The organism is bacterium endosymbiont of Bathymodiolus sp. 5 South (genome assembly GCF_900128535.1).
Classification (GTDB): Bacteria; Pseudomonadota; Gammaproteobacteria; order PS1; family Pseudothioglobaceae; genus Thiodubiliella.
The window spans coordinates 1-925 of sequence record NZ_FQTR01000395.1 but is presented as its reverse complement, the minus strand read 5'-3'; the positions used below and the strand labels follow the sequence as shown (position 1 = coordinate 925).

1 protein-coding gene and 1 pseudogene are annotated in these 925 nt (G+C 37.0%); both read left to right on the top strand.

Annotation, left to right across the window (positions count from 1 at the left end; genetic code table 11):
* Positions 1 to 410, top strand: a pseudogene (locus tag BBROOKSOX_RS11745) (efflux RND transporter periplasmic adaptor subunit); the annotation flags it as partial.
* A 59-nt stretch (positions 411 to 469) separates the two neighbouring features.
* Positions 470 to 925: efflux RND transporter permease subunit (locus BBROOKSOX_RS11740; protein WP_139662067.1), on the top strand; the 456-nt coding region annotated here is incomplete at its 3' end.

Genomic DNA, 925 nt, shown 5'->3' with positions numbered 1-925 from the left:
TAAAGCTTAACAAAAGATACCGCATTAAATTAGACATGGTAAATATTGTGGTTAACGCAAAACTTTCACAAATCTACCCAATAGCCGATAACAACAAACACAGCGTTAAAGTTAAATTTGATTTACCTGAGAATGTGCCAGTCTTAGTAGGGGCTTATGCGGAAGTAGAAATTTTTGAAACAGATTCAGGCTCGTTAATGCCAGTCATTCCAGAAACAGCCATTATATGGCGTTCTAGTTTGCCAAGCGTCTTTGTTATTAACCCACAAACTCATAAAACTGAATTGAGGTTTGTGCGCCTTGGTGAACAAATCAGTGATAATCAAAAAAGTGTTTTATCCGGTCTAAGAATTGGTGAAAAAATTGTTACCAATCCTAATATTATGATGATTTCAGGGATGGATATTTAGTCAGTCTTCTGCATAATGATGAATAATTATCAAAATACCATTTTCATATTAAGGAACTGATGAAAAAACACGAACACATTGATACCTCTAAAGAGAAGAATATCGATAAAGATATAATTTTAGATGACTTGAGAGATTATGAGTTAGGCATTGCAGGGAAGCTAACCAAGGCCTTTATTACCTCACCCTTGTCTATTATTTTGTTTTTTGCCATGCTTGGTGCCGGTATTATCGGGCTTATTTCTACACCGAGACAAGAAGATCCGCAGATTTCTGTACCCCTTATTGATGTTTTTGTTGAATACCCAGGCGCCTCTTCGGAAGAGGTGTCTAATATTGTGGTTAAGCCATTAGAGCGCCTAATGTCTAATATTTTAGGTGTTAAGCATGTTTATTCAGTTAGCGATAAAGGTCAGGGCATTGTTACCATTGAGTTTGATGTAGGGCAAGAAATGACGCCTTCTGTTGTCAAGGTGCGTGACAAAATGTTGGCAAATCTTGATTTCATGCCGCCA